The 22,385-nt window shown below is 41.6% G+C and carries 20 protein-coding genes; 18 read left to right on the top strand and 2 right to left on the bottom strand.

The window, feature by feature from the left end; translation table 11 throughout:
* Window positions 1–62 precede the first annotated feature (62 nt).
* The 9 genes from AC0VX7_RS13840 (at window position 63) to AC0VX7_RS13800 (ending at window position 10,575) form a co-directional block, all read left to right on the top strand.
* Window positions 63–1,418, top strand: coding sequence for an aminotransferase (locus tag AC0VX7_RS13840; RefSeq protein WP_475424705.1), 1,356 nt, complete (start codon window positions 63–65; stop codon window positions 1,416–1,418).
* A 94-nt stretch (window positions 1,419–1,512) separates the two neighbouring features.
* Window positions 1,513–2,607, top strand: a complete 1,095-nt coding sequence (gene ald, locus AC0VX7_RS13835; RefSeq protein WP_475424704.1) for an alanine dehydrogenase — start codon at window positions 1,513–1,515, stop codon at window positions 2,605–2,607.
* 52 nt (window positions 2,608–2,659) lie between these two features.
* On the top strand, window positions 2,660–3,913 hold the full coding sequence (locus AC0VX7_RS13830; protein WP_475424703.1) for a M20 family metallo-hydrolase: 1,254 nt from the start codon (window positions 2,660–2,662) through the stop codon (window positions 3,911–3,913).
* Window positions 3,914–3,934: 21 nt separating this feature from the next.
* Entirely contained in the window at window positions 3,935–4,156 is a 222-nt protein-coding gene (locus AC0VX7_RS13825; protein WP_215036304.1) for a DUF3311 domain-containing protein, read from the top strand.
* The gene (locus AC0VX7_RS13820) at window positions 4,156–5,622 is read left to right on the top strand and encodes a sodium:solute symporter family protein (RefSeq protein WP_475428153.1); all 1,467 of its coding nucleotides are present in this window, start codon (window positions 4,156–4,158) and stop codon (window positions 5,620–5,622) included. The genes AC0VX7_RS13825 and AC0VX7_RS13820 overlap by 1 nt, the downstream gene beginning before the upstream one ends.
* Before the next feature lie 358 nt (window positions 5,623–5,980).
* Window positions 5,981–7,627 (top strand): amidohydrolase, encoded by a 1,647-nt coding sequence (locus AC0VX7_RS13815; RefSeq protein WP_475424702.1) that lies wholly within the window; start codon window positions 5,981–5,983, stop codon window positions 7,625–7,627.
* Window positions 7,628–8,380: 753 nt separating this feature from the next.
* Window positions 8,381–9,142: a MerR family transcriptional regulator gene (locus AC0VX7_RS13810; protein WP_475424701.1), complete on the top strand. Its 762-nt coding sequence runs from the start codon at window positions 8,381–8,383 to the stop codon at window positions 9,140–9,142.
* A 178-nt stretch (window positions 9,143–9,320) separates the two neighbouring features.
* Window positions 9,321–9,596: a YkvA family protein gene (locus tag AC0VX7_RS13805; protein ID WP_475424700.1), complete on the top strand. Its 276-nt coding sequence runs from the start codon at window positions 9,321–9,323 to the stop codon at window positions 9,594–9,596.
* A gap of 151 nt (window positions 9,597–9,747) precedes the next feature.
* Window positions 9,748–10,575: an STAS domain-containing protein gene (locus AC0VX7_RS13800; RefSeq protein ID WP_475424699.1), complete on the top strand. Its 828-nt coding sequence runs from the start codon at window positions 9,748–9,750 to the stop codon at window positions 10,573–10,575.
* Between the two features lie 333 nt (window positions 10,576–10,908).
* Here the strand turns inward: AC0VX7_RS13800 and AC0VX7_RS13795 are convergent, their stop codons facing one another.
* Window positions 10,909–12,654, bottom strand: coding sequence for an AAA family ATPase (locus AC0VX7_RS13795; RefSeq protein WP_475424698.1), 1,746 nt, complete (start codon window positions 12,652–12,654; stop codon window positions 10,909–10,911).
* Window positions 12,655–12,982: 328 nt separating this feature from the next.
* Here AC0VX7_RS13795 and AC0VX7_RS13790 point away from each other — a divergent pair, with 328 nt between their 5' ends.
* From AC0VX7_RS13790 to AC0VX7_RS13765, 6 genes are all read left to right on the top strand, one after another.
* Complete coding sequence (locus AC0VX7_RS13790) at window positions 12,983–14,227, top strand: MFS transporter (protein WP_475424697.1); 1,245 nt, start codon at window positions 12,983–12,985, stop codon at window positions 14,225–14,227.
* Window positions 14,228–14,608: 381 nt separating this feature from the next.
* Window positions 14,609–15,112: a CBO0543 family protein gene (locus tag AC0VX7_RS13785; RefSeq protein ID WP_475424696.1), complete on the top strand. Its 504-nt coding sequence runs from the start codon at window positions 14,609–14,611 to the stop codon at window positions 15,110–15,112.
* 104 nt (window positions 15,113–15,216) lie between these two features.
* Window positions 15,217–16,887 carry a DUF6044 family protein gene (locus AC0VX7_RS13780; RefSeq protein WP_475424695.1) on the top strand — a complete coding sequence of 557 codons (1,671 nt, stop codon included), beginning with the start codon at window positions 15,217–15,219 and terminating at the stop codon, window positions 16,885–16,887.
* An 18-nt stretch (window positions 16,888–16,905) separates the two neighbouring features.
* On the top strand, window positions 16,906–17,940 hold the full coding sequence (locus tag AC0VX7_RS13775; RefSeq protein ID WP_475424694.1) for a glycosyltransferase family 2 protein: 1,035 nt from the start codon (window positions 16,906–16,908) through the stop codon (window positions 17,938–17,940).
* Window positions 17,897–18,391 carry a GtrA family protein gene (locus AC0VX7_RS13770; protein ID WP_475424693.1) on the top strand — a complete coding sequence of 165 codons (495 nt, stop codon included), beginning with the start codon at window positions 17,897–17,899 and terminating at the stop codon, window positions 18,389–18,391. The genes AC0VX7_RS13775 and AC0VX7_RS13770 overlap by 44 nt, the downstream gene beginning before the upstream one ends.
* A gap of 147 nt (window positions 18,392–18,538) precedes the next feature.
* Window positions 18,539–19,366: an undecaprenyl-diphosphate phosphatase gene (locus tag AC0VX7_RS13765; protein ID WP_475424692.1), complete on the top strand. Its 828-nt coding sequence runs from the start codon at window positions 18,539–18,541 to the stop codon at window positions 19,364–19,366.
* A 53-nt stretch (window positions 19,367–19,419) separates the two neighbouring features.
* On the opposite strand, the gene AC0VX7_RS13760 is transcribed toward AC0VX7_RS13765, so the two are convergent.
* On the bottom strand, window positions 19,420–19,572 hold the full coding sequence (locus tag AC0VX7_RS13760) for a YpzG family protein (protein ID WP_215036292.1): 153 nt from the start codon (window positions 19,570–19,572) through the stop codon (window positions 19,420–19,422).
* A gap of 212 nt (window positions 19,573–19,784) precedes the next feature.
* On the opposite strand from AC0VX7_RS13760, the gene AC0VX7_RS13755 reads away from it, so the two are divergent.
* From AC0VX7_RS13755 to AC0VX7_RS13745, 3 genes are all read left to right on the top strand, one after another.
* Window positions 19,785–20,726, top strand: a complete 942-nt coding sequence (locus tag AC0VX7_RS13755) for an ABC transporter ATP-binding protein (RefSeq protein ID WP_475424691.1) — start codon at window positions 19,785–19,787, stop codon at window positions 20,724–20,726.
* Window positions 20,723–21,667, top strand: coding sequence for an ABC transporter permease (locus tag AC0VX7_RS13750; protein WP_041965747.1), 945 nt, complete (start codon window positions 20,723–20,725; stop codon window positions 21,665–21,667). Before AC0VX7_RS13755 ends, AC0VX7_RS13750 begins: the two co-directional genes overlap by 4 nt.
* A 69-nt stretch (window positions 21,668–21,736) precedes the next feature.
* Window positions 21,737–22,294, top strand: coding sequence for a GNAT family N-acetyltransferase (locus tag AC0VX7_RS13745; RefSeq protein WP_475428152.1), 558 nt, complete (start codon window positions 21,737–21,739; stop codon window positions 22,292–22,294).
* Window positions 22,295–22,385 lie beyond the last annotated feature (91 nt).

The raw sequence follows: 22,385 nt of genomic DNA, 5'->3' as shown, positions 1-22,385 counted from the left end.
GCTTAGGGCGGTGCAACTCCAAATAGATTAAGCATGAAATAGAGCTTAGGAGGAAGGCTTGTATGACAAAAATTAAACAGGGTGAGGATTTTCTCACAAAGGACCGGGATTATGTCTGGCATTCCATGAAGCCGTACAGTCCTGAGAGTACTTTGATTGCAGAGAAGGCGGAAGGATCATGGGTGACAGACCATAACGGGAAAAAGTATCTGGATGGGATGGCTGGCCTGTGGTGTGTGAATGTTGGCTACGGAAGGACAGAGCTAGCGGATGCAGCCTATGAGCAGCTGAAGCAAATGGCTTATTTCCCGCTCAGCCAGAGTCACCTTCCCGCGATTAAGCTCGCGGAAAAACTGAACGAACTTCTAGGCGATGAATATGTGATCTTCTTTTCGAACAGTGGGTCGGAAGCGAACGAAACAGCCTTTAAGCTGGTCAGGCAATTTCATCAGCAAAATGGAGAGCATGGAAGGTACAAATTCATTTCCCGCTACCGGGCTTACCATGGGAATTCGATGGGTGCGCTTGCGGCAACAGGGCAGGCACAGCGGAAATACAAATATGAACCGCTTGCTCCCGGCTTCATGCATGTGGCCCCGCCGGATTTGTACAGGGATGTTGATCAGGCGGACACGGATGGTGCTGAACTGCAGTCGGTCAAGGAAATTGATCGCATGATGACCTGGGAACTGAGCGAGACGATTGCCGGTGTCATCATGGAGCCGATCATCACCGGCGGGGGAGTCATTATTCCTCCGAATCAATATATGAAGGGTGTCAAAGAGGTTTGTGAAAAACATGGAGCTTTGTTGATTGCAGATGAGGTCATTTGCGGATTCGGCCGGACAGGAAAGCCTTTTGGCTTCATGAATTATGATGTCAAACCGGATATCATCACGATGGCCAAGGGAATCACGAGTGCCTATCTCCCATTGTCGGCAACGGCTGTTCGCAAGGAAATCTACGAGGCTTTTAAAGGGTCGGAGGAATACGACTATTTCCGCCATGTCAATACTTTTGGAGGAAATCCGGCGGCATGTGCCCTCGCCTTGAAGAATCTAGAAATTATGGAAAATGAGCAGCTCTATGATCGTTCAAGGGAGCTTGGGGACTATTTAAAACAAAGTTTGTCTGCAAAGCTTAAGGATCATCCTTTTGTGGGTGATGTTAGAGGCAAGGGATTGCTTGTGGGTATTGAACTGGTCAAGGATAAGTCAACAAAGGAACCTTTGGGAGCGGACCTGGTCAATAAAGTCATTGGCGGCTGTAAACAAAAGGGATTGATCATTGGCAAGAACGGGGCCACTGTAGCTGGCTACAACAATGTATTGACCCTTGCTCCGCCGCTGAACATTGAAATGGAAGACCTGGATTTTATCATTCAAACACTGAAGGAAGAGCTGAACGGAATTCTGTAAAATCACCATCTATGACACTCGTAATCCGTTTACGTAAGGAGGGGTTACGGGTGTTTTGTACAAATGATTAATTTACTTGAAAGGTAGATGGACGATGAGAATAGGTGTACCTAAAGAAGTCAAGAACAATGAGAACAGGGTTGGCCTCACGCCAGCCGGGGTGATGCAGTTGGCCCAGCGCCAGCATCAGGTTGTCATTGAAAAAGGAGCAGGTGTTAATTCCGGGTTTATCGATGAACTTTATATAGAAGCTGGTGCAGTGATTGTCGAGACGGCCTCAGAGGTGTGGAAAAGCGAGATGGTCATTAAGGTAAAGGAGCCAACGCCAGATGAGTACAAATACTTTTACGATGGCCTGATTTTGTTCACGTATTTGCACCTTGCTGCTGACAGGCCATTAACTGAAGCCTTGATTGAAAAGAATGTCGTGGCTGTCGCCTATGAAACCGTTCAGCTTCCGAATCGGACATTGCCGCTGCTCACACCGATGAGCGAGGTTGCCGGCAGGATGGCGACGCAAATTGGGGCTGCCTACCTTGAAAAAACACACGGTGGTAAAGGTGTTTTGCTTGGCGGGGTTCCAGGTGTGAGCAGGGGGAAGGTGACGATCATTGGAGGAGGCGTGGTCGGTACGAATGCTGCTAAGATTGCGGTTGGACTTGGGGCACGAGTGTCCATTCTTGATGTAAGCCCTGATCGGCTTAGGGAACTGGATGACATTTTTGGCCATAGCATCACGACGTTAATGTCGAGCCCATACACGATTGCTGATACCGTTGCTGAATCTGACCTTGTCATAGGAGCGGTACTTATCCCGGGTGCGAAAGCGCCTAAATTAGTAAGTGAAGAAATGGTATGCATGATGCAGGAAGGATCGGTTATTGTCGATGTGGCGATCGATCAGGGAGGAATATTCGAAACTGCCACTCATGTCACCACGCATGCAAATCCAATCTATGTAAAACATGGTGTTGTCCACTACGCAGTCGGAAATATGCCAGGTGCAGTCCCGCGTACTTCGACGATCGCTCTTACCAATGTGACGGTTCCTTATATTTTACAAATCGCCAATAAAGGTTACGAACGGGCATTTGAAGAAAACGATGCCTTACATAAAGGGCTCAATATCCTGAATGGAAAGATCGTCTATGAAGAAGTAGCAAAGGCACACCAGATGACGATGATCTAGAATGGTGAATCTTATAAGGCTAAAATACTCTGCAATAATGGAGGCGAAAAGTATGACTCTGCAAACGATAACCATCAATAAACAGCGTCTGGAGCGGCGGATCAATGAGCTGGCGGAAATCGGCAAAATTGGCGAAACCGGCGTATGCCGGGTGACCTTAACAAAAGAGGACAGGAAGGGCCTAGAGAAGGTAAAGGGCTGGATGGAAGAAGCCGGCCTGGCAGCGAGGATTGACCATTTTGGCAATTTGATCGGCAGGTTTGATGGTGAAAATCCCGAGGCGCCGATTTTGATGCTTGGCTCCCATATCGACTCTCAGCCATATGGCGGAAGGTTTGATGGTGTCATCGGCGTCCTGGGGGCACTGGAAGTCGCACAGACGATGAAGGAGCAGAACATCGTCCCGAAAATGCCGATTGAGGTGGTTGCTTTTAGCGATGAAGAAGGCTGCCGATTCAATAAAGGATTATTCGGTGTCAGGGGAATCCTCGGCAAGCTGGAAGAAGGAGAAATGGAACGGACGGACAAGGATGGAATAACAAGACGGCAAGCATTAATTGACTTTGGCTGTGATCCAGATAAATTACAAGAATCTGTATATCCAGAAGGAAGCATCGGCGCTTTTCTGGAAATGCATATTGAACAGGGGCCTGTTCTGGAAAAAAACAACTTGCCGGTCGGAATTGTTACCGGGATTTCTGGTCCGTTATGGCTGACTGTTGAGCTTGAGGGCTTTGCGGGACATGCTGGCTCTGTGCCGATGCCAATGAGGCAGGATGCGCTGGTGGGGGCTGCGAAGGTGATTGTTGCTCTTAACGAACTTGCCGGTGAAAACCATGATGCTCCAACTGTCGGCACCGTTGGAAGTCTGAGCATTTTCCCGGATTCGCGCAACATTATCCCCGAAAAAGTCACGTTCACTGTTGATTTAAGAGATATTGATATTAATAGAAGGCACAGGATCGAAGAAAGATTAAGGACAAGAATATCCGAGATTACTGTCCAGCATGGATTGACATGCAGAATCTCCGAGGATACAAATAGTGAGCCGCGGTACTGCGCCAAGGAAATAATGGACGTCATGAGAGAAGAGAGCGAAAAGATTGGCCTTGATACGATGGAACTGATGAGCGGACCATTCCATGATTCCCTGGCCATGTCCTATGTTTGCGATTATGGAATGATTTTTGTCCGCTGCAAGGACGGAATCAGCCACAATCCAAAGGAATTCTCAACCTTTGAAGACATTGCTTTTGGTGCTGAATTGCTTTATCGAACTGCAGTAAAGATAGCAGAACAATCATAAACAAAGAGGAGCTGAGACAAGTTGAGCAAAGCGAAATTTAATACTCTGTATATCGCAGTAGGATTCATTCCCTTTTTAATGCTCGTGTTCCCGTTTTTCGAAATTGCGAACCGTGCCACTCCAATTATTTTTGGTTTACCTTTTTCGTTCTTCTGGGTGATCTTGTGGATTGTCATCACTTTTGTGGCATTGGTTGTTTTATACCGGTTTGATCCAGACCAGGATGAGGAGGGCGATGTGTGATGCCAGGCTGGCAAATAGCTCTTATTATGATGATTTTGTACCTTGTCATTGCCCTTTTTGTCGGGATCATGGCTGGCAGGGGAAGAGATGGCAGCTCGCTTGATGAATTTGCAGTAGCAGGCGGCAAGCTTGGATTATTTGTGATGTGGTTCCTGATGGGCGGAGCCGTCTTCAGTGCCTTCTCGTTTTTAGGGGCACCAGGCTGGGCCTATTCTAAAGGAGCACCGGCTTTATATATTATTACCTACACCGCCTTTGCTATTTTACCGTGGTATATCATTGGCCCTAAAATCGGGAAAATCGGTAAGAAGCACCGTTTATATACGGTGGCTGGATTCTTGAAAGGCAGATTCAACAGCCCTGCACTGGCAGTCATCGTTGGTTTGATCGCTCTTTTTGCTTCGATCCAATACCTGGCTACACAAATGTCCGGGATGGCGATTATTTTTGAAATCATGACCGAGGGACGAATCCCGTTCTGGTTAGGTGCACTTTTATCGTATGGAATTGTTGTCGTGTATGTAGCGACAGGAGGCTTGCGCGCGGCTGCCTGGTCAGATGTTTTCCAGGGGTTATTGATGATCCTTATTTCCTGGATTGTTGGTTTGACAATCGTCTATCAGCTCCATGGCGGGACGACGGAGATGTTTGCTTCCATGGCAAGGGAAACACCTGAGTTTCTACAGATTGGCAAAGAGGGATCGTCAATGGGGACTGTTGCTTATACGACAACTATTCTGGTTTCGGTCATCGGGTTCTTAATGTGGCCGCATTTATTTTCAAAATCGTATGCATCAAGTCCAAGAACCATCAAAAAGACGGTTCTGGCCTATCCGATATTCGCACTGTTCTTGGTTCCGCTTTTGCTAGTAGGATTCGCAGCAAAAGGGATCGTTGATTCCGGACAGCTTCAGAGTGCTGATCAGATTTTACCTTATCTAATCACAACCGTCATGAATTTGCCTGGCTGGCTGTATGGACTTGTTGGGGCTGGAGCACTTGCGGCGGCGATGTCAACTGCCGATGCGATTACGCACAGTGCGTCACTCGAAGTGACAGATGGGGTAGTGAAGTCGATTTGGAAGAACCTTTCAGATAAGACGACCCTCTTGATTATGAGGGTGGGCGTGTTCGTAATTGGCGCGTTGGCCTATTACATTACCGTTTTTGGAGGACAAGGCTTGATTGCATTGCTTTTAGGTGCATATGGATCGATTGTTCAATTTGCACCTGGAGTGTACAGTGCCCTATTCTGGAGAAGGGCAACAACCCAGGGGGTCATCTCTGGTTTGGTTGTAGGAACACTAGTAAACTATTATTTCCAGCTGGTGGCAACGTCTACACCATTTGAAATCCATGCCGGTATTCTAGGTTTAATTTCTAATATTGTCATTATGGTAACGGTTAGCTTTTTGACGAAAAAGCAGACAGAAGAAGATATTAACCGTTATGTAGATGTAGCGTAGGCTCGGTCGAGGCCGCTGAAAATCTGCCGGTTTTTTAGATTTTCTTGAGACTAAACAAAAAAAGTCGAGTTCCTTAAAAAATCAGGGACTCGGCCTTTTTAGTAGTTTGGTTAATGTTACTGGTTTAACAGCACTAGGTTGATTGGAACGGAAGGTGCGAGACTCCTGCGGGATCAGCGGGACAGGTGAGACCCCGCAGGCGCTTTAGCGCTGAGGAGGCTCACCGCACGCCCCGCGGAAAGCGAAGCATCCTGGAGTGGAAATCAACCGGCCAATTTAACAATACTATCCTTGTTAAGACTTTTTCAGTGGCCTTGCTCGGTCTGGCGATTTTTTTTTCAAACAGAGAGGAGAAGTAATGAAAGCAGATATTATTTTTATAAACGGTGAAGTGATTACAGTTGATGAAGAGAATCGGGTTGCAGAAGCGGTTGCGGTTAAAGATAATCGAATTTTAGCGGTGGGGACATCAGCTGAAATGAAAGAATTTACCGCAAAAACAACGACTATTGTGGATCTGGAAGGCAAGACGTTAATGCCCGGTATCATTGATGCTCATATCCATTTAACTATTTATGGCACGAATCTATTAGGTGTGAGCTGCATTGAACACCATATTCAATCTTTGAAAGACCTTTTTGTGGACCTTCGTAAAAAAGTCCAGAGTACTCCTAAGGGTGAATGGATAAGAGCGTGGGGATTCAAAGAATCTAACCTGAAGGAAAATCGCTATCCAACAAAAGAAGAGCTTGATGCCATATCAATGGATCATCCTATTGTCATCATCGGTACATGTAATCATACAAGCGTGGTGAACAGTAAAGCTCTGGAGATTGCCGGAATTGACGAAAATACATCTGATCCTGATGGGGGGATTATTGAAAGGAATGTAGATGGAAGCTTAACTGGTCGGATGATTGAAAACGCGCATATGCAAGTTTTTCAATACGCTAGCTATACGAGTGAAGAAATTCGAAAGGGGATGAAGCTTGCTTCTGAGGAATTCATTAAAGCAGGGATCACTTCCATCCATGATGCTGGCGGGTATGGTGACGGTGCTGAAATTATCCGGATTATGCAGCAGGCCATTAAAGCAGAAGAAGTGAAAACCCGTGTCTATGCTATGGTAGGTTCTTTGACCAATTCACACGAGTTTGTGAAAAAAATGGTCGATGCAGGACCAATTTCTGGACTGGGTGATGAGCATTTTAAGATTGGACCAGCAAAATTGTTCACAGACGGCAGCAGTGTAGGACCTACAATCGCTACTAGAGAAGGATATACGCATAACCCTTCTGACAACGGCATTATCTATTACAGCCAGGAAGAGTTAAACCGTATTTTGGGAGAGGCTCATGAAAAAGGGTTCCAGCTTACCGCCCATGCTCAGGGGGACCGAGCCGTCGAAATGCTATTGAACTGTTATGAAGAGGCATTGGCTAAACGTCCTCGAGCGGACCATCGCCACCGAATTGAGCATGCAGGTATCTCCTGTCCTGATTTACAGGAAAGAATGAGAAAACTAGATGTGGTTGTAACGCCTAACCCAGTGTTTATGTTTGTGAATGGGGATAAATATCTTGAATACTATGGAAACCGTGTAGACGTTATGTATTCTATTCGTGACTTTATTGATAAGGGGATCGTAGCCGCAATTGGCTCCGATGCTCCGGTTACTTTTCTCGACCCACTACTAGGTATCCATGCGGCAGTGAACAGGGAATCAATAAATGGTTTAGCAGTAGGGAAAAACCAGTGCATCAGTGTTTTAGAAGCAATCAGGGCCTACACGTGGAATGGTGCTTACGCCAGCTTTGAGGAACATATAAAGGGAAGTATTGAATCTGGCAAACTGGCAGATTTAGTCGTCCTGGATTCTAGTATAATGAAAATAGAAAAGAGTAAAATTAAAGAGATGAAAGTAGAGTTAACCATGATTGATGGGAAAGTTCTGTATGATTCCAACAAGGTTGCTGAAAGGGAAGTGTATCAATTCGAATGTTAGACTTTAGAACAAGCTGATCATAATCGGCTTGTTTTTTTATTTACTAGGAAATTATAAAAAAATTTCAATGTGGATACCTATACAGGTTTTCTTAATCCAGCTCCAGCGCCTAACCCCTCGAGTCGCTTGTCTAGTTTCGCCTCCTAGAAACTCCGAAACTTCAACTCCGCAGGCAGAAGCAAAAAGCGCTTCTTTGTCGGAGTCTCCAGTTTCTGCGTTTCTGGACAGTCGGCTATACTTTTCGATTTCGGTCCGCCCAATGAAGTCAAAGAACGACTTCACCATCAGGCCCTCCGAGGCACAGGACGTGCTAGACCCGCCAGCCACAGGACTTGGCGCTTTAAAGGCGGGCAGCGCTTGTCGGGGCTGGACGAGGCGCTTGCGCTTTTTGTTCTTTTATAACAATCTCCATGGAATCCTGAGACTTTGTTTTTTTACCAAACTTATTATCAAGGAACATAATGAATGAACCACTAGGAAAATAGGCTCTAGTAGTTACCCCAATAAAGGATTAATCCAGCAGAGTTGACATCACTGTGATTTGCTTCATTTCTTATATCAGGTAGCATGACAGCTAGGGAACTGGCTGGTTCTTGTAACCGGCGACAGAACCTTTGGTAAAAGTGTACATTTTCATGTCTCCTTAAAAGTTTTCTCTATTACAGATGAATTTACAGAAAATGGAATTACAAAAATATATTGACTCTGACGCTGCGTCATAGTTTACGATCTAAATGTGGGGGTGATCGAGATATGTACAAAGTAAAAGAAGTTGCGGAGACGACTGGAGTAAGTGTGCGTACTTTGCATCATTATGATCGTATAGGTTTACTTAAACCGGAGGAGGTGTCCTCTGCTGGGTACAGACTTTATTCAGATGAAAATCTTGAGCGCCTTCAGCAAATTTTAGTTTTCAAGGAAATGGATTTTTCTCTTCATGAAATCAAGGATATTATTGATCGGCCAGAGTTCAACCGCAAAGAAAATCTCAAAAAGCATAAAGAATTGCTTTTAGCGAAAAAAAAGCGGCTTGAAGAGATCATCCGGACAGTGGAAATGACAATTGATTCAATAGAAGGAGGTTATCAAATGGAGAATAAGGATATGTTCAAAGGTTTTGATATGAAGGAAATCGAAGAACATCAGAAGAAATATAGTGAGGAAGCGAAGGAAAGATACGGTAAGGAGACTGTCGAAAAAGTAGAGAAGAGGACCGCTGGATATTCTTCTGAAGACTGGGGGGAAATCCAGAATAAGACAGATGAAATTTATAAGCGGATCATGGCCGGAATGGACTACGGTCCAGAAGACCCGGGAGTGCAGCGGGCAGTAGCGGATTGGCGCCAGTTTATCACTGATCATTATTATGATTGCACCCTGGATATATTTCGCGGTCTTGGGGATTTATATGTCGATGACCCACGATTCACAAAAAATATAGACAAATACCAACAAGGACTAGCAGCGTTCTTTAAAGAAGCAATACATTACTATTGCGATCAGCAAGAAAAGTAAATCAATTTATTAAGCTCGGAAGCAGCCAATTTATATTGGCTGTTTATTTATTTCTGATTGAAACAATTCTCTACCTCCTACGTATAAAGATATAGCGTTGCAGTTCTTTGTCTGCTTAGATGTTTAAAGATTCCATAAAAGTGAATGAGGGTATTACTAGTATGAAGGAGGTTTTATTATGAAAAAGTTTTTCAAAAGAATTAGGCTTATATTTAAAGTGAAAAAGTTTTTCCCTTTTTTAATAGAGTTCTTTACTTCTAAAATGGTCCCAGTAAAGCAAAAAGTAATTTCAGTTGGTTTGATCATCGGATATTTTCTGCTGCCGTTCGATATCATCCCAGACTTCTTAACCCTGATTGGGATCGTAGATGATGTAGGCGTGCTGCTTATCATTTTCCAACAAATAATAAAAATGGCTCCCCCTGAGTTAAAGGAAAAACATAGTCTAGATTAAAGGGCAGATAGATACATCTAATAATACATGGAGTCATTGTACCACCATGTTAATATTTCTTAAAAGGGGAGATATTTGATATAATCCAAAAAAAAGACTAACTGCACTCATAGTATAGTCATAGTGGTGCATACAGATGGGGGGAAGCTTAGTGCACAGAAATCAAAACTTATATATATATCTGAAAGAAAACACCCGCAATTTAACGGAAGAATGGTATCAAAATATTGATAAGACTAAGACAGCAGGTGTTTATGCGCCAAAAGAACCTGATGTCATAAAAGCCTTAAAAGAGCAAAATCATGATTTTCATCTGCATTTTATTGAATTATTTAGAAAAGAGGAAAAAGAATTTTTTCAGGACTTTGAACCGTGGATTATCGAAATTGCCAGTGATATTGAACATATTAATACGCCTATCCATTATGTGATCAGGGAATTTAAAAACGTCAGGAATCAGTATTTTGACTATGTCCGAAAATTTACGGAGTTACATCCAGAGATAACGAGAAAAGAAGTGGATGATTGGTATGACGTCATCCTTAAAGAAATGGATGAAGTCATTTTACGATTTGTTGAAGCTACATATAAATACTCGCAAACCGTTTTAAAAGCCCAGCAGGACACAATCAACGAGTTAAGTGCACCTGTCATCTCGTTAAGCAACCATCAAGGCTTGCTGCCTCTTATTGGAGATATTGATACATACAGGGCGAAAATGATTCTTGAAAACACACTGAAGCATTGCAGTCAAAGAGGTATACACCATTTGTTTGTCGATCTATCCGGTGTGGCGATGATAGACACAATGGTAGCCCACCAGTTATTCCAGCTTTTAAATGCATTGAAACTAATAGGCGTGAAGACAACTCTTTCTGGTATCAGGCCTGAAATAGCCCAGACAGCCGTTCAGCTCGGGCTTTCTTTTAAAGAAACAGAAGTTCGTACAAATCTAGCCCAGGCTCTTGCGCGAAAATAAAATGGCTGTCTTCGTAAAGATTGTTGTTAAAATCCTAAAGCCGATTTTAACGGAATTTAAACCCATTTTGTAAGGTCGATATTAAGTTTGCATGCTCTTTTCTCTTATTAAAAGTCAACTTTGCGAAGAAGAAACGTAGTTCATTCAATCCTAATTTGTATTCAATGCAACAAAGTTTGAGAAAAGAGCCAATAAAAAAGGCTTCCCACTGAGGAAAGCCTTTTACTCTTGTTGTTTAGTAAATTAAAAATTATTTAGTTGTGGATTACTACATGCAGTATTCTTAATCCAGGTCCAGCGCCTAGCCCCTCGAGGCGCTGGATCTTTTTGTTCTTAAGCCATTATATATTGATCTTCACGAAATCCAGTTTTATCCTGTACGATCTCATCAACTTCGGAACCATCAAGTGTTTCTTTCTTTAGCAATTCATCTACTAGTCGTTCAAATTGATTCTGGTGGGCATTTATGATCATTTCGGATTTTTCTAAAGCGTCATCGAAAAGCTCCTGCATTTTTGTTTCTTTTAAGCCTTTGCTAAATGTAAGTGAGAAACCTTCCTGAAGCAATCCGGTGTCTACCATTTGCTCAATGATCTGTTTAGCCTGTTGGACATCACCGCTTACCCCGATACTGTGCTCACCTAGAATCATTCTTTCAGCGACACCGCCAGCAAGAATCATGGCAATCCGGTCGATCAAATCGCTGTGTGTGGACAATTGAAGCTCTTTAGGAATTGGAGCCACATAACCGAGTGCCTGTCCCCGAGGAATAATCGTTGCTTTACGGACTGAACCAGGTTTAGTGACAGCTGATACGAGAGCATGTCCTGCCTCATGGATTGCTACCCTGCGCTTTGTATCAGCATCCTGAAGGGCGCGGGACGTGCTGCCTAGTATTGTTCGGTCAAGAGCATAATCTATATCACTCTTCGAAATGAAATCCTGTCCATTCCTTAACGCCCGTCTACTTGCAGTTTCAAACAATGAATGCAGCTCTGCGCCTGAGAATCCAGAAGTACTTTCTGCCAGGTCATCCAATGATGCGACTACATTGTCAGCAAGGTTTTTTCCTTTAATATGGATATCGATGATTTCTCTTCTCCCTTTTGTATCAGGAAGAGGGACGTTAAATGAGAAATCGATACGTCCAGGGCGCAGGAATGCATCATCAAGCATGTCTTTTCTGTTTGTTGCAGCAATGAATAGGATGCCATCGTTAGAATGTCCTCCGTCAAGCTGGACAAGAAGCTCTGTTAATGTCTTTTCACCTTCTTCACCGCCATGGGGTTTACGCTTGCCTGCAAGAGCATCGACTTCATCGATGAAAATTACAGCAGGGCCTTGCTTGCGGGCACTTTGAAATAAGCTTCGGACACGCGATGCACCTACACCGATGAACATTTCATTAAATGCAGATCCGCTGGCTGAGAAGAAATTAGCATTCAATTCACGGGCAATAGCTTGGGCAAGTAATGTTTTACCTGTGCCTGGAGGTCCGTATAACAGAATCCCCTTTGGAGATTTAATGCCCATCTTGGATGATTTATCTGGATTTTTCAAGATTGAAAGAGTCTGGATGATTTCTTCTTTCATTTCTTCTTGCAATCCACCTACATCTGCTAAGGTAATGGAAGGAAGGGGGTTAGGCTTTGATAAACTGTTTTTCATTCTATTGCCGGTGCCTATACCTCCTGTTTTCTTTTGGATCACGAACGCAGTACCCATCAACAGCAATAAGACTCCACCAAGGATCCAAGCGCCATACTTGCTATTGTTCATATATTCATAGTTTATATTATATTTCTCTACTAATTTCTCAACCATCTGGCTGCCAGGAGGAACTTGGGAAACAAATGTTGAATCTTTTGTCTCGAGTATAAGAGTTCCATCCATTTTTTCAATAAGTGTTGCTTCGCCACCATTTAGGCCCTCAATAGACTTGACAAGCGAAGAAAATGGAACCGATACTTTATCATCAGTAGTATTTTGAACGACAAATGTCGCTGCTAACGTAATTATAACCATAAACGCCGCAAAAAGCGGAAGGATCTTAGAAACAAACTTCGGATTTGAATTCATAGTTTCAGCTCCTTATTAATTCTAAATACCATTATAAGTAATATACCAACGTTATGAATGGGTAAATTGTATGACTCGCAGTGGTAAATAAATGAAATTAATAGGCTTGATGTTTAGAAATGTTGCTAATACGGGTATAGAGCAGGTTTTTTGTATTTGATGTTGGGAAAATTTATATGGACAAATTGTGACATTAATCGTAAATGGGAAAAAATACAAGTCCAAACTGAATAGCTACTTGAAACTTTTGGAAGGTAAAGATAGGATGGAAAGAGAAATACTTAAGTAATATTCTGACATTTATTTTGCGCACTCAGGAGGGGTCTGTTTGAAGGGCTGGAAGAATCCCATGCTATTGGTTCTGGGAATTGGGATTTCAAATATTGGTAATTGGATTTATTTTGTGGCTATAAATTTATTAGTATTAAAATTAACAGGTTCTGCTGCTGCGATTGCAGGATTATTCATCATCAGGCCACTGGCGATCCTCCTAACTAATACTTGGGCTGGCAGCGTCATTGATCGGGTCAATAAGAGAAGTTTAATGATTTTCATTGATATTCTTCGTGGTATCTTAATAGCGATCATTCCGTTATTTACTTCGCTGGTTCCGATTTATATAATTATGTTCTTAACAAATATAGCTGGGGCATTTTTTGGCCCAACTTCAGAAACTTACATAACGAAGCTTGTTCCTCCTGAAAAGAGAAAACGCTTCAATTCATTTTTTTCCTTTGCAACATCCGGGGCTATGCTGGTTGGACCGAGTGTGTCTGGACTGCTGATCATGTATGGAAGCATAAGTACAAGTATCTATATTAATGCAGTAACTTTCTTTCTATGTGCTATAGCAATTTTCTTCCTGCCAGATGTTGATGAAAGGTTAACTAATGAACAACACAGAGATCGAATTACGATGAAAATGATCGCAGCGGATTGGAAGGCAGTAATCAATTTTGGTAAAACAGCAGCAGGTTTTATGGTGGTTTTCCTGATTTTTCAATTCATTACTTTAATCTCATTTGCACTTGATTCTCAGGAGGTAACCTTCATTCAGCAGGTTGTCGGCTTATCCGAAAAGAATTACGGACTGTTGGTAAGTCTTACAGGAGCGGGGTATGTGGTTGGCTCATTTGCAGTGTCAGCTCTGGCGAATCGTCTTTCCATAAAAATGCTCTTGGGAGTGGGGTCGTTTTTGTCTGTAACAGGATACTTAATGTTTTATCTTGCTTCTCCAGCCACGGTACCTTTAGCTGTAATTGGCTTTATAATTATTGGGTTCTTTTCTCCATTCTCGTTTACCGGTTACACAACATTTTTCCAAAACAATGTACCTGTTGACTTGATGGGCAGGTTCAGCAGTGCGTTTGCCTTCTTTCAGGCAATGGTCCAGATCGTCTTAACATTACTTTTAGGTTATTTAGCGGAATTAGTGAAACTACAAACAGTCACTATCGCATTCTCGGCACTGGGGCTGCTGCTGGCTGTTGCCCTGACTTCAATCATATTCCTGCAGTCAAAGAAAGATCTATTCATCCTTGAGGCAGAAAACAATTTAACAGAAGAAGGTTAGTAGGCTGTACTGGTTTAAAATCCAGTACAGCTTTTTTACTGGAGAAAGTATAAATTTATCTACTTAGATTGGTGTCTAGCTCCAGCGCCTAGCCCCTCGAGACGTTTCGGTCCGGATGAAGTCAAAGAGCGACATCACCGGTCGGCCCTCTGAGGCACAGGACGTGCAGACCCGACTGCCACAGGATGTGGCGTTATAGTCGGGCAACGCTTGTCGGGGCTGATCAAGGCGCTTGCGCTTTTCTAATAGGGAAAACTTTGGACCTCAACTCTTCTGGCATGATGATACATAAAACAAGTTGATTGGCAGAAAATAGATTTGATTGAATATACAGGATTAACAAAGGATTTTAGACAAGGTGTAACAAAGGGAGGGAAGAACTTGTTCCATGCTGTAGTGATCGCAGGTGGGGTCGCATTGGCGGTCGGAAGAGGGAAGTGGCAAAAGTGGAAAGAGTTTTTACCTACTTTTTATTACTGGGCCTTGTTTAGCTGTTTCTATGAGTATATTTCCTACATCGGAAATAAACACTTGTGGGAATTTGACAAGAACTTCATCAGTCTATTCGTCACGGAAACCCTATATACGTTTATTTTTTACCCAAGCATGATTGTATTGTTCCTAGGCAGTTTTCCAGAAGAGAGAACTAGTAGGTTCTGGTATTACTTAAAGTGGATATCTTTGTCGGTCATTATAGAGGCAATTGCACTCAAAATAGGAGCCATCAAATTCGCACACGGCTGGTCTATGGGCTGGGAAGTATTTTTCTACAGCACGATGTATCCCATGCTCAGGCTCCACTATAGGAATCCTTTGCTTGCGCTTATTCTTTCCATATTCTTTGTTATTTTTTATTTATTGATCTTTAACTACCAACTTGTTTGAAGGTATATAGATCACTTGCTGATTGTTTGGCAGTTAAGGGAATACTTTCTAAAAATGTGTAAACCTTAATTAAAGCAAATATGAAATTTGAGGTGTAATGTGATTTGTCTTACTTTCAGGATAAAGAGCGAATATTCATCGTGTTTTCTCTGATTGTGATATCACTCTTCCTATCCCCCTATTTCATTTTAGGAGACGATGCCCATATCCGGGTACATGACAATCTTGATTCGAATTTGGCATGGTATAAGGTACTTGCTGAGAGTGGCCAGATTGCCGGATCATTACAATCCAGGATTCCTCAAATCATTAATGGACTGCCAAGAAATGCACTTGGAACTGAGTACAGCCTGATTGTGTGGTTATATGTATGGTTCCCGACGATGATTGCTTATGGAATAAGTCAGGCAATCACCAGGTTTTTTGCCTTCATTGGAATGTACCTGGTTTTGAAGGACCACTTTATTAAGGGGAAAGATAAAAGCCTGATTCGGATTGGGACTGCACTTGCATTTGCCCTAACCCCTTTTTGGCCTTCAGGGATGCTTAGCACATTGGGTATGCCTCTGGCACTTTGGGCTTTATTGCATATAAGAAATGGAAGAGGTAAATGGTTGCATTATGTTGCTCTAACGCTCTTGCCATTTTACTCAAGCATTGTTCTGGGTTTTTTCTTTTTCCTCAGTGCAATGGGTTTACTCTGGCTTAGTGATGTTATTCGCGGTAAAGGATGGAACTGGAGATTCTTCATAGCAATAGCTTATATGACCGCTGTTTACTTAATCACTGATTACAGACTGGTATACTCCTTTCTATTTGATGGTGAACCGAATAGCAGGGATGAATATTTTCATGCCCGACTGTCTTTCTGGCATTCTGTCAGACTTACCTTTAAAAATTTCTTGCTTGGACATACCCATGTAATGACTGTACATACACTTGTTATTTTGCCGGTCATATTTGCAGCGCTGTTTCTTATTTGGAAGCATAGGAAATGGGGGAAAGAGCGCATCTTTGTTTTCTTATTTGTGCTGAATTTCATTTTATCTGCCTGGTATGCCTTTTGGTTTTATAAAGGCTGGCTACCTTTAACGGAGAAATTCCATTTTCTTGATACATTTAATTTTGCCAGGTATCACTTTTTGCGTCCATTAATCCTGTACCTGTTGTTTGCGATCGGTCTGAAAATTCTATGGGATGAAAAAATATTAAGAAAAGCAGTCCCCTGGTTGGTAGCTGCGCAAATTTTATTTCTGTTATTTACAAATGAAGAGATTGTTCATCGCAAAAAGCCAAGTGTTAGGGAGTTTTATGCAGAGGAACAATTTAACGCGATTAAAAATCACATAGGAAAACCTCAAAATAGCTATCGTATTGCCAGTATAGGCTTACATCCAGCGGTAGCACAATTTAATGGTTTTTACACACTGGATACCTACAATAATTTTTATCCTTTGAGTTATAAATATCAATTCAGGAAAATTATCGAAAAGGAACTAGTGAAAAATAAGCGGATCCGAATTTATTTTGATGAGTGGGGCGGACGCTGTTATCTTTTTACTGATGAATTGGGAAAGCATTATTTATTTAAAAAAACATCCAAAAGAAGAATCGAAAATATTGATTTAAACCTAGAGCCATTTAAACAAATGGGGGGGCAATTTATCTTTTCTGCTGTTCCGATTGATAACGCATTAGAAAATAACCTGAAGCTCGATAAAGTCTTTACCTCAAAGGAAAGCGCCTGGAAAATTTACCTCTATGAAGCTTTATAACACCAAGGAGGCTAATCAATGAATATGCCGATCTTAACAATTATTGTTCCTTGTTTTAATGAGGAAGCAGTTTTGGAAGAGACTATTAATCAGTTAACAACAAAGCTTAGAGAACTGGTCACCGATAAAATGGTATCAGAAAAAAGCAAAATTTTATTCGTCGATGATGGCAGCAAGGATAGGACTTGGCACTTGATTTATAAGGCCAGTTTGAATAGCGAAATGGTAAAAGGACTAAAGCTATCGAGAAATGCAGGGCATCAAAATGCACTGCTTGCCGGACTTTTTTCAGCAAAAGAGGCTTCTGATTGCATGGTCACCATTGATGCTGATCTGCAGGATGATATTCATGCCATTAACGACATGGTCATGAAGTTCAATGAGGGTTATGAAGTTGTTTATGGGGTGCGAAGCAGCAGGGAGAGTGACACATTATTCAAACGTTATACTGCAGAAGGTTTTTACAAGCTAATGGACAAGCTTGGAGTCAAACTAGTCTTCAACCATGCCGATTTTCGTTTGATGGGCAAGAGGGCGGTTGAAGAATTGGTGCATTTTGCTGAAAGCAACATGTTCCTCCGTGGGATTGTCCCACTAATCGGTTTTAATTCAACCTCTGTTTCCTATGAAAGAAAGGAAAGGCTTGCGGGGGAAACAAAGTATCCATTAAGAAAAATGCTGGCGTTTGCCTTTGATGGAATCACTTCATTTTCCGTTACACCGATAAGATTCGTTATGCTTGTAGGGTGTATCTCATTTTTTGTAAGCCTTGTTTTCGGTCTATACTTTCTTACATTGAAGCTGTTCGGTAACACAGAACTTGGATGGACTTCGTTAATCACATCGATATGGCTTATAGGGGGACTGCAGCTAATTGCCCTGGGTTTAGTCGGTGAGTATATTGGCAAAATCTATAAAGAAACTAAGCGGAGGCCCAAGTATATTATCGATGTCGACCTCTTTAACCTGCCGGTGTCAAGGAAACTGATGAACATGGAAGGGGCAGACTATGAGTCAATCGTTGAAACTCGGAAGCTATCTGAGAATAACTAACCAGCTGGCTCAAAGAATTGTCGTAGGTTTTGCAAACTTTCCTCCTTTTTTGAAATTTCTGCTTGTCGGCTTACTGAATACCTTTGTTGGAATGGGACTTATGTTGTTACTGAAAAATGGACTGGACTGGCCATTTTGGTATGCGACGTTCACCGGCAATGCTATAGGGGCTGCTGTTAGCTATCTATTGAATCGAACTCTTACATTTAATAGCAGGGTTCCCATTCAGGTTGGGGGACCAAAATTTATTTTAGTGGTTTTGGCATGTTATTTCCTTTCCTTCTCGGTCAGCCGAGTGATAACCGGGACAATGAACTCCATTGCAGTTTGGCATTTCTATATAGATTCGGATAATATTGCAATACTACTTGGATCAATCATATACACGATCACGAACTATATAGGACAAAAATCCTTTGTTTTTAAGGACCAGATTCAAAGCAGCTCTTGAGGCTGCTTTTTTTTATTGACTAAATATCGAAATAGAGATAAAAATGAATGAGTGTTTTAATTTTTCTTCTTTTTGTTTAGTAAGGTTTTCGGAACATGGCAAGTACCCAATATCTAAATTTAACTTTAAAAGGAGCAAGACCACTTCATGAACATTTGGGAATTATTTGTGGCATTTATACTAGGGTTAGTAGAAGGATTAACTGAATTTGCTCCTGTTTCGTCAACTGGTCATATGATTATTGTGGATGATTTGTTATTGCACTCTAAACAATTATTTACAGAACCTGTTGCCAATACCTTCAAAGTAGTCATACAATTAGGATCTATATTAGCAGTGGTCATTGTGTTTAAGGAAAGATTCATTAACCTATTAGCTCTGAAAAAAGGTGTTTCAATCGGAGATTCCAAAGGGAGGCTAAGTCTGCCTAAGGTGATTGTTGGTTTGATTCCCGCCGGGTTGACAGGTGTGTTATTTGAGGACTATATTGACGAATATCTATTTTCGGTAGAAACAGTCATAATCGGATTAGTAGTCGGTGCATTTCTATTAATTCTCGCAGACCGCTTACAACCAAAACAACTTAAGACTGAAGATGTTGATCAAATCAGCTATAAACAAGCATTGGGAGTAGGTTTGTTCCAGTGTCTCGGATTATGGCCCGGATTTTCCAGATCCGGCTCCACAATTGCCGGAGGTGTTCTACTTGGAATGAGCCACCGAGCAGCTGCCGATTTCACGTTCATCATGGCGGTTCCAATCATGCTTGGCGCCAGCAGCATTTCGCTATTCAAAAATTGGCAGTATTTTTCACTGGATGTCCTGCCATTTTTCACCGTCGGTTTCCTCAGTGCGTTTGTCTTTGCTTTGATATTCATTAAATTCTTTTTGAGGTTAATCAACAAAATTAAATTGGTGCCTTTTGCGATTTATCGAATCGTATTGGCAGCTTTGATTTATTTTATTTTTCTTTAATTTGAAAAGGAAAAGGCCAGAGCCTTTTCCTTTTTTACGTTTACAAATATCCTTTACCAGCGGTGGGCTTTCGCGTTCCCTCTCGCAAGAATGGTATTCTTCGTGACCTGTGTCTGGCCATTCACTTGAGAATTTAATCGCTTCCGCCTTGTCCAAGCGTGGTGGAAAAGTTCTGAGTGCGGATCCAAATGATCTTTGTAACTCATACTATCACCTCAGGATTGGATTTTTGAAACGTCTGATATTCGTAAGAACATCACTAATAGCGTTTGTATTATCAAATAGCAATATACATCGGGAAAATTGAGTGAAACAATTAAATCTTTTTTTCTTTTTTTGTAACTTTTTACAATTTTTATCGTATTAATCTTTGTGAGGCGTTTAGGTATATTAACTTTTAATGAAATGAGGAGATTCTATGTCGCAATTTGCCCTTGAGGTAAAGGCGTTAACGAAGACGATTGGTAAAAAAACAATTGTTGATGATGTGAGTTTTCAAGTGGAACGGGGTGAAATATTTGGACTCCTGGGTCCTAATGGTGCAGGGAAGACAACAATCATCCGGATGATCGTCAGTCTGATTAATCGTACAGGAGGAACTGTGCTAATCAATGGCCACGATCTGGATGATTCATTTACAGAAGCAATGAATGAACTGGGTGCTATTGTCGAAAACCCAGAATTTTATAAATACCTCAGTGGATATAAAAATTTAAGGCATTATGCTCGAATGGCATTAAGCGATATCTCTGAAGAGCGGATTAACGAAGTGACTGAGCTGGTAGGTCTTGAAAATGCAATCAATGATAAAGTTCGTACGTATTCCTTAGGGATGCGCCAGCGTCTGGGGGTTGCACAAGCCATTTTACATAAGCCTTCTATTCTCATACTTGATGAACCAACAAACGGACTTGATCCTCAGGGAATTCGTGAATTCCGTGATTATTTACGTTTGCTCGCAAGCCAGGGAACATCGGTGTTAGTTTCGTCTCACTTATTATCAGAAATGCAGCTAATGTGCGACCGGTTCGCCATTATCGAGAAGGGAAAATTGATACATATATCCTCAATGCATGATAACGAAACGTCTGAGGAGAAAAAGGTAAATACAATAGAAGTGGAACTATCAAATCCTGCCCTTGCATCGAAGCTTTTGGCAGAACACATGTCCGGTGTGAAAGTGACTTTGAGTAAAGGCACGCGTCTGACCTTATCAGTGCGAAAAGAACAAATTCCAATGATCAATAAGCTATTTGTTGAAAATGATATAGATGTTTTTGAAATTTTAAATGTGAAAGCCACGCTGGAAGACCGCTTCTTGGAAATCACAAATAAAGATAAAAAGGAGCAAATGGTATGATTCCTTTAATTCAAAATGAATTGATGAAAATTTTTGGAAAAATGGCAAGCTGGATATACATGATCGTTATTGTACTGGCAGTTTTAATCGCAGGAATTATTTATTCTAAATTCAGTGCAGATCCTAACCCTAATTGGAAACAGGATACACAGAATGAAATTACCATGCTTGAAAACCAGATGGCATCTGCTTCCGGTGACGAAAAGAAAATGATTCAAAACCAAATAGAGCAGACCCAGCAATTTCTGGATCAGGACATTAATCCGAATGCGAAAACAAACTGGCATTTTATGAATGATGTTGTTGTAGGTGTCAGTTCACTAGTCACTTTGTTCGTAGTAGTTGTCGGAAGTGCCAATGTTGCTGCAGAATTCTCTGATGGAACGATCAAGCAGCTATTAATCCGTCCGCATCAAAGATGGCGAATCCTGCTGTCAAAGTACATAGCTGTCATTATTTATGCTTTATTATTGGTCCTGACATTAATCGTATCTGGCTATATAATTGGATTGCTCCTATTTGGAAGTGGTGATTTCAATATGAAGATGTTTGAAATCACGCTGGAAGGAAGAAAAGTGGCAATTGTCGGTACACAATTCTTGTTAAAAATGGTTTACTTCATTCCTAGCCTTCTCATCATCATGACCATTGCTTTTATGCTGTCAACATTGTTTAAAAGCCAGGCTCTTGCAGTTGGAATAGGTATCTTTGTCCTTTTCTTTTCGTCGACACTAGGTGGGATTATCCTAATGCTTGCTGACAAGTATACTTGGGCGAAATTATTGATTTTCCCGCATTTGGATTTGACTGTCTATGCTCTTCAGGATAGAATTCTTGAGGATATAACATTGCCGGTATCTTTATCAATACTTGCAGTGTATTACGCAATATTCATGATGCTTACATTTTTCTTTTTCCAAAAAAGGGATATCAGTATTTAAGCAGAATAAATTAAAGAGCGGTCCTCGGGCCGCTCTATTTAATTTGAAGATTGGAAGGTGAGAGGGATGGTGAATCCTATTTTATTGGATTTTCCAACTGAATTTGAAACGGACCGACTTTTGATCAGGATGCCGCTGCCTGGTGACGGTGCTGTAACTTGTGAATCAATCAATGCATCTTTAAAAGAACTCCAGCCTTGGATGCCATTTGCTCAAAAAGAACAATCGGTTGAAGAAACGGAAATTGTAATCAGACAAGGATATTTGAATTTTTTAAATCGGTCAGATCTACGGCTGCTTGTATTTAAAAAAGACACAGGGGAATTCGTCGCCTCATCAGGTTTACATAGAATAAACTGGGATGTGCCTAAATTCGAGATCGGTTATTGGATTGATACTCGCTATAGCGGGCGAGGTTATATGACAGAGGCTGTCCAGGGAATCACTGATTTTGCCGTGCGGGAGCTTAAAGCGCGCAGGATCGAAATCCGATGTGATTCATTGAATACTAAAAGCAGGGCAATCCCCGAAAAATTAGGCTTTGCTCTCGATGGCATACTAAAGAATGATTCAGTTTCAGTTGACGGTGAGCTAAGGGATACATGTATTTATTCTAAAACATTCTAAATATGCAATTTGTTAATAGGCAATATCTTTTGGTATTTGATTACTAAGGGCATTACAACAAGTCATGCCGTCTTCGGACAAAATGGAATTG

The sequence above is a fragment of the Mesobacillus sp. QJM3NY_10 genome (assembly GCF_056173465.1).
The sequence above is the reverse complement of the archived record's forward strand: the minus strand, read 5'-3'. Positions and strand labels throughout refer to the sequence as shown.